Consider the following 5,885-nt stretch of genomic DNA (forward strand, 5'->3'; position numbering starts at 1 on the left):
ATGCTGATGGTGCAGCGCTACCCCGACCCGGCGGTGCGCCACATCGTGCGCGAGCACGGCACGACCATCGAGACCTGGGAGTTCAAGCCGAGACCGCCCGAGGACGGCACCGGCAGCGACGCGCAGCAGCGCTACCTGACCGAGCGCATCTCGGCCTTCCGCAGCGACTACGACCCGCTCTCGCGCAGTTGGTTCTCGATGGCCCTGCAGAAGCAGGCGCCGGTGTGGACGCGCCCCTACGTCTTCGCCGCCGCGCAGGAGCTGGGCGTGACCTACGCCATCCCCAGTCGCCGCCGCGACGCCAGCGGCGCGCAGGTGCTGGTGGCCGCCGGCGACGTGACGCTGGGGCGGCTGGCGGACTTCGTGCGCCAGTTCAGCCGCGCCGGCTACGGCGACAGCGCCCTGCTCAGCGCCGACGGGCAGGTGCTGGCCCGCAGCGACCAGCCCGGCCGCGCCCATGCGCTGCACGCGCCGGAAGGCGGCGTGCTCGGTGCCGTGCACGCCCACATGCTGGCCGACGGCAGCGCGCGCGGCACCATCGCCACCCACTTCCCGATCCAGGTGGACGGCCGGCGCTACCTGGTGCAGACCTCGCGCATCCCCTCCACCCACTGGCGGCTGATCAGCTGGGTGCCCGAAGAGAAGCTGCTCGGCGGCCTGCGCCGCGCCGTGCTGTGGGCGATGGCGCTGGTGCTCGGCTTCCTGGGGCTGATCGTGATGGTCTCGCTGCGGCTGGCGCAGCGCGTGACGGCGCCGGTGGAGCAGCTGTCGCGCATCGCGCGGCGCATCGGCCGGCTCGACCTGGACCGGCTGCCGCGCGTGCAAAGCCGCGTGCTGGAGATCCAGCACCTGGACCAGGCGCTGGACGACTCGGCGCGCGGCCTGAAGGCCTTCCGCAAGTTCGTGCCGGTGGACGTGGTGACGCAGCTGGTGGACCGCGGCCACGACCTGGCGCCCAGCGGCGAGCCGCGCCGCATCACCGTCATGTTCACCGACGTGGGCGGCTTCACGCGCATCGCCGAGACCACGCCCATCGGCGGCCTGGTGGACCAGCTCACGCAGTACTTCAACCTGGCGGCGGCCGTCGTCGCGCGCCATGGCGGCACCATCGACAAGTACATCGGCGACGGCATGCTGGTCTTCTGGGGCGCGCCCACCGAGTGGCCCGACGCGGAACTGCGCGCCTGCCGCGCCGCGCTGGAGCTGCAGACCGAGCTGGACGCGCTCAACGCCCAGTGGCAGGCGCAGGGGCGCGCGCCCTTCCCCACGCGCATCGGCATCCACACCGGCCCGGCCATCACCGGCGTGCTGGGCTCCAACGACCGGCTGAGCTACACGGCGGTGGGCGACACGATGAACGTGGCCAGCCGCATCGAGGGGCTGAACAAGGAGCTGGGCACGCGCATCCTCATCTCGCAGACCACCTTCGAGGGCCTGGGCGGCGCGCTGCCCACGCGCCGGCTGGACGCCATGCAGATCCGCGGGCGCCAGCAGCCGCTGCTGGTGTACGAGCTGCTCGAGGCCGCGCCGCCCGCCGCCTGACCGGCGGAGGTGCTCAGCGCGAGGCCCGCTGCGGCTGCGGGCGGTGGAACAGCTCGCGCAGCGCGCGCTTGGCCGCTTCGAGCCGGCGCTTGCGCACGGCCGGCAGCCGCCGGCCGGCGCGGTTGATGTAGAAGTTCAGCATGGACATGGCCGAACGGAACGGGTCGCTCTTGCGGCGCCGGCTGTGCTCGGCCGAGCGCTTGAGCGAGCGCGCGATGGCCTGGGCGCTGGACTGAGCGAAGACCCCGTGTTCGAGGTCCATCGCATCGCTGGTCTCGGTGACGTGCTGCGACCAGCGCCGGCCCTGGCGCGCGCCTGCGCGCTGCCCGTGAGGGGATCGATGTGGCATGGCGGTTCCTCGGTAAAAGGAGATGCCTTCCATGCTGCGCGCCTGCCCGGGCGGCTGCGTAGGCCGCCTCTTGCATCGCCTGTCGGTCGGGCGCCGCTGCGCGCGCCGGCCGGCAGACAGCGGCCGTGCGGCGGTGTAAAAGCAGGGCCCATGCACGCCGACCGCTCCCTCCCCGCCCCGCGGCTCCTTCCACCGCTGCTGCTGCTGGCCGCAGCCGCCGGCGCGCAGGCGCAGGGCACCTCCTGCGAGGAGCTTCGCGCCAGCATCGAGGCGCGCATCGCCTCGGCCGGGGTCAGCCGCTTCAGCGTCACCGTGCTGCCGATGGACGCGGCGACCGAGGCCCGCGTGGTCGGCACCTGCGAACTCGGCTCGCGCAAGATCGTCTACGTGCGCGAGCCCAGCCAGCCGCTGCCCGCCGCCGCGCCGGCGCCGCGGCCGGGCGGCGCGCAGGAGCGCATCCTCACCGAATGCCGCGACGGCTCGGTCTCGATGGGCGGCAGCTGCAAGCCCTGAACACGCCGGGCGGCGCTCAGCGGCAGATGGTGGTGGACCCCACCGGCCGGCAGGTCTTGCCGTCGGGTCCGGTGTAGCGGTCGATGCGGCCGCGGCGGTCGTAGTGGTTGCCCAGGGTGTCGTTGCAGCCGGTGGCGTCGCAGTTGCGCAGGCGCGGGCGCATGTCGCGCGACGGCGGCGCGCCGCGGTAGCCCGGCCCATAGGCATGGCCGGGGTAGGGGTAGGGCTCGTCCACGTACGGCGCCGGCGCGGCCGGCGGTGCGGCGGTGCCGCGGCTGTCGAGGATCACCAGGCCGTCGCCCGGGGCCGCCGCGGGGGCGGGAGCGGGAGCGGGCGCTGGAACTGGCGCCGATGCAGGGGCAGGCGCGGCGTCCTCGGACGGGGGCGGCGCAGGCGGCACTTCCACCTCGGGCAGCCGCTGCGCCTGGCGCGTGCCGGCGGGGCACTTGCCGTCGGTGTAGCTGGTGCGGCCGGCGGCGTCGGTGCAACGCACGACCTCGGCACCGGCCGGCGCCGTCCACCCGGCCAGGAGCAGCGCCGCCAGCAGCGTGGCCGGCGGGAGAGCGGTGCGGACGCGGACGGCTTGCATGGTGCTGCCATTGTGGGCCCGCCCGGGGCCGCCGGCGCGTGCCTTTCGGCGCGGGGCGCGCTCCGTTCGTCGATCAGTGCTGCGCCGCGCGGCGCTTGCGCGTGGCCGCCGCCTTGCGGGCGGAGGCGGAGCGCTCCTCGGCGCTGCGCGACGCCGAGGCCGCGCCGCCCAGGCGGCCGCCCTTGCGCGCGGCGACCTTCGTGTCGGCGTGGCCGCGGCCCGAGCCGCTCTTGTTGCCGCCGCCGGACTCGCGGTTGACGGTGGCCCAGGCGCGGCGCTCGGCTTCTTCCTTGCCGACCCCGCGCTGCTCGTAGCCCTCCTCGATGTGCTGCGCCTTGCGCTTCTGCTTGTCGGTGTAAGCGGACTTTTCGCCTCGGGGCATGGTGGGCTCCTTGGGGTGGTTGCACGACACCCCAGGTTGCGCCTGCCGCCGCAGCGGCGGCGTAGGTCGGCATCGACAGCCCGTGTCTCCGCTAGGATGGCCGCCATGCTGTCCAACCTCGCTCCCTTCCTCGTCCAATGGGCCATCACGGCGCTGGCGCTGTGGGTCGCCAGCCACATCTTCAAGGGGCTGAAGTTCGACAGCACCGGCGCGCTGGTCATTTCCGCGCTGCTGCTGGGCTTCGCCAACGCCATCGTCAAGCCGCTGCTGATCGTGCTGACGCTGCCGCTCACGCTGCTCACCTTCGGCCTGTTCCTGCTGGTGATCAACGCGCTGATGATCCTGCTGGTGGCGGCGCTGGTGCGGGGCTTCCGCGTCTCGGGCTTCTGGACCGCGCTGTTCGCCAGCCTGTTCGTGTCGATCCTCAGCCTGCTGATCGGCGCCTTCGTCAGCGGCCCCGACCCGGCCATGCAGATCCAGATGCCGCAGGGGCCGGGGACGTGGTTGTAGGGCGGGATCGCTGCGCACCGCCATGACGACCCAGTACTACACCGCCGCGAGCCTGGACGGCTTCATCGCCACCGAGGACGACGCCCTCGACTGGCTGTTCCCGCTCGGCGACATCAACGACACCGGCTACCCCGCGTTCATCGCCGAGGTCGGCGCGCTGGCGATGGGGGCGAGCACCTATGAATGGATGCTGCGGCACGCGCAGTCGGTCGCCGAGCAGACCGGCTCGGCCTGGCCGTACAGCCAGCCGACCTGGGTGTTCTCGCACCGGACGCTGCCGGCCGTGCCGGGCGCGGACCTGCGCTTCGTGCGCGGCGACGTGCGGCCCGTGCACGACGCCATGCGCGCCGCCGCCGGCGGCCGCAACCTCTGGATCGTCGGCGGCGGCGACCTGGCCGGCCAGTTCCACGACGCCGGGCTGCTGGAGGAGATCATCGTCCAGGTCGGCTCCGTCACGCTGGGCAGGGGCAAGCCGCTGTTTCCGCGCCGGCTCACACAGCCGCCGCTGGTGCTGGTCTCGGCCAGGCAGATCGGCACGGGCTTCGCGGAACTGCGCTACCGCGTCCCGGCGAAGCCGCCGGCGGGCGGCGCCTGAGCCGGCACCTCGCCTGGGTCAGCGCGCCGGCACGCGCACGAGCATCAGGTCCGCCGTCTCGCCCGCACCCTGGGTGAGCACCGGGTACGCCGTATCGCTGATGAACAGCAGCCGGCCCGCCAGCTCGACGCGCGCCGCGACGGTGCAGCGCATGCGCGAGTCGAGGCGCGCCGCGTCCACCGCGAGTTCGAAGGCGAAGGGCGGCTGGCGGCCACCAGTGCGCTGGCGCTGCTCGGCCAGCACCACGGCGGGCGCGTCGGCGCACGAGACGTCCAGCACGCGGACGATGAGTTCCGCCTCCGGCGGCACGGCGATGCGCTCGCGCCAGGCGACGCTGCCGCGCACCACGCGGCTGGCCGGGGCCGAGGCGGGCGGTGTGCCGCAGGCGGCCAGCATCGACGCGGCGGGCACGGCCGCGCAGAGCGCACGGCGCCGGCGGTTCATGCCTTCGCCCCCGCGGCGCCCGCCAGGTGCCGCGCCGCCAGGTCCACGTACCAGTCCAGGCAGCCCGGGTTGGCCATCGCCTCCCGGTTGACCACCTTCTCGATCGGCTGGCCCAGCAGCAGCTTCTTGATCGGCAGCTCCTGCTTCTTGCCCGAGAGGGTGCGCGGGATCTCGGCGACCTGGAAGATGTCGTCGGGCAGGAAGCGCGGCGACAGGCTGGCGCGGATGGCGTCGCCCAGCTTCTTCTTCATCGCGTCGTCCAGGGCCACGCCGGGGCGCAGCACGACGAACAGGGGCATGTAGCTGTCGCGGCCCAGGTATTCGAGGTCGACCACCATCGAGTCGAGCACCTCGGGCAGCGCCTCGACCGCGTTGTAGATCTCGCTGGTGCCCATGCGCAGGCCCTGGCGGTTGATGGTGGCGTCGCTGCGGCCGTAGATGATGCAGCCGCCGTCGCGGCCGACCTTGAGCCAGTCGCCGTGGCGCCAGACGCCGGGATACGTGTCGAAGTAGCTCGACAGGTAGCGCGCGTTGCCCGGGTCGTTCCAGAAATACAGCGGCATCGAGGGAATGGGCTCGGTGCACACCAGCTCGCCGACCTCGTCGACGACGGGCTGGCCGTTCTCGTTCCACGCGTAGACGGCGGCACCGAGGAAGCGGCACTGCATCTGGCCCGGCACCTCGGGCAGTTCGCGGTTGCCGCCGACGAAGGCGCCGCAGAAGTCGGTGCCGCCCGAGATATTGCACCACCAGACATCGGCCCCCACGCTCCCCGCTTCGCGTGGTTCGCTGCCCCCCGAGGGGGCGCTCGCTTGCTTGGGGCGGCCCGGCGCGGCGCTCGACGCGCGCGCCGCGGCCTCCCTGGCTTGGCGGAGCTGGTCGCTGCCCCAGCGCTGCACGTCCTCGGCCAGCGGCGAGCCGGTGCTGCCCAGCACGCGCACCTGCGACAGCTCGCCGCATT

The 5,885-nt window shown here is 73.5% G+C and carries 8 protein-coding genes and 1 pseudogene; 4 read left to right on the forward strand and 5 right to left on the reverse strand.

The features are described from left to right. The coding region (locus ACIY1X_RS24040) for an adenylate/guanylate cyclase domain-containing protein (RefSeq protein WP_399685566.1) at window positions 1-1,542 on the forward strand (1,542 nt) is incomplete at its 5' end. 13 nt (window positions 1,543-1,555) lie between these two features. On the opposite strand, the gene ACIY1X_RS24045 is transcribed toward ACIY1X_RS24040, so the two are convergent. Continuing rightward, entirely contained in the window at window positions 1,556-1,891 is a 336-nt protein-coding gene (locus ACIY1X_RS24045) for a DUF3175 domain-containing protein (RefSeq protein WP_399685569.1), read from the reverse strand. A 150-nt stretch (window positions 1,892-2,041) separates the two neighbouring features. Here ACIY1X_RS24045 and ACIY1X_RS24050 point away from each other — a divergent pair, with 150 nt between their 5' ends. Beyond that, window positions 2,042-2,404 carry a DUF1161 domain-containing protein gene (locus ACIY1X_RS24050; protein ID WP_038211595.1) on the forward strand — a complete coding sequence of 121 codons (363 nt, stop codon included), beginning with the start codon at window positions 2,042-2,044 and terminating at the stop codon, window positions 2,402-2,404. A gap of 16 nt (window positions 2,405-2,420) precedes the next feature. On the opposite strand, the gene ACIY1X_RS24055 is transcribed toward ACIY1X_RS24050, so the two are convergent. Together ACIY1X_RS24055 and ACIY1X_RS24060 are read right to left on the reverse strand one after the other, a co-directional pair. Then, window positions 2,421-2,993 (reverse strand): DUF4124 domain-containing protein, encoded by a 573-nt coding sequence (locus tag ACIY1X_RS24055; RefSeq protein ID WP_399685572.1) that lies wholly within the window; start codon window positions 2,991-2,993, stop codon window positions 2,421-2,423. 73 nt (window positions 2,994-3,066) lie between these two features. Beyond that, entirely contained in the window at window positions 3,067-3,375 is a 309-nt protein-coding gene (locus ACIY1X_RS24060; protein ID WP_038211593.1) for a hypothetical protein, read from the reverse strand. A gap of 105 nt (window positions 3,376-3,480) precedes the next feature. On the opposite strand from ACIY1X_RS24060, the gene ACIY1X_RS24065 reads away from it, so the two are divergent. Together ACIY1X_RS24065 and ACIY1X_RS24070 are read left to right on the forward strand one after the other, a co-directional pair. After that, entirely contained in the window at window positions 3,481-3,885 is a 405-nt protein-coding gene (locus tag ACIY1X_RS24065; protein ID WP_038211621.1) for a phage holin family protein, read from the forward strand. A 22-nt stretch (window positions 3,886-3,907) separates the two neighbouring features. Next, window positions 3,908-4,480 (forward strand): dihydrofolate reductase family protein, encoded by a 573-nt coding sequence (locus ACIY1X_RS24070; RefSeq protein WP_399685575.1) that lies wholly within the window; start codon window positions 3,908-3,910, stop codon window positions 4,478-4,480. Window positions 4,481-4,498: 18 nt separating this feature from the next. On the opposite strand, the gene ACIY1X_RS24075 is transcribed toward ACIY1X_RS24070, so the two are convergent. Further along, window positions 4,499-4,924 carry a YbaY family lipoprotein gene (locus tag ACIY1X_RS24075; RefSeq protein WP_399685578.1) on the reverse strand — a complete coding sequence of 142 codons (426 nt, stop codon included), beginning with the start codon at window positions 4,922-4,924 and terminating at the stop codon, window positions 4,499-4,501. After that, a pseudogene (locus tag ACIY1X_RS24080) lies at window positions 4,921-5,885 on the reverse strand (acetoacetate--CoA ligase); the annotation flags it as partial. The pseudogene ACIY1X_RS24080 and the gene ACIY1X_RS24075, both read right to left, overlap by 4 nt.

It is taken from the genome of Xenophilus sp. (genome assembly GCF_044462705.1).
Lineage (GTDB): Bacteria > Pseudomonadota > Gammaproteobacteria > Burkholderiales > Burkholderiaceae_C > Xenophilus > Xenophilus azovorans.

Bases quoted from the DNA above. Each gene is read 5' to 3' on its own strand.
- ACIY1X_RS24045 (WP_399685569.1), bottom strand. From the start codon at position 1,891: ATGCCACATCGATCCCCTCACGGGCAGCGCGCAGGCGCGCGCCAGGGC.
- ACIY1X_RS24050 (WP_038211595.1), top strand. From the start codon at position 2,042: ATGCACGCCGACCGCTCCCTCCCCGCCCCGCGGCTCCTTCCACCGCTG.
- ACIY1X_RS24055 (WP_399685572.1), bottom strand. From the start codon at position 2,993: ATGCAAGCCGTCCGCGTCCGCACCGCTCTCCCGCCGGCCACGCTGCTG.
- ACIY1X_RS24060 (WP_038211593.1), bottom strand. From the start codon at position 3,375: ATGCCCCGAGGCGAAAAGTCCGCTTACACCGACAAGCAGAAGCGCAAG.
- ACIY1X_RS24065 (WP_038211621.1), top strand. From the start codon at position 3,481: ATGCTGTCCAACCTCGCTCCCTTCCTCGTCCAATGGGCCATCACGGCG.
- ACIY1X_RS24070 (WP_399685575.1), top strand. From the start codon at position 3,908: ATGACGACCCAGTACTACACCGCCGCGAGCCTGGACGGCTTCATCGCC.
- ACIY1X_RS24075 (WP_399685578.1), bottom strand. From the start codon at position 4,924: ATGAACCGCCGGCGCCGTGCGCTCTGCGCGGCCGTGCCCGCCGCGTCG.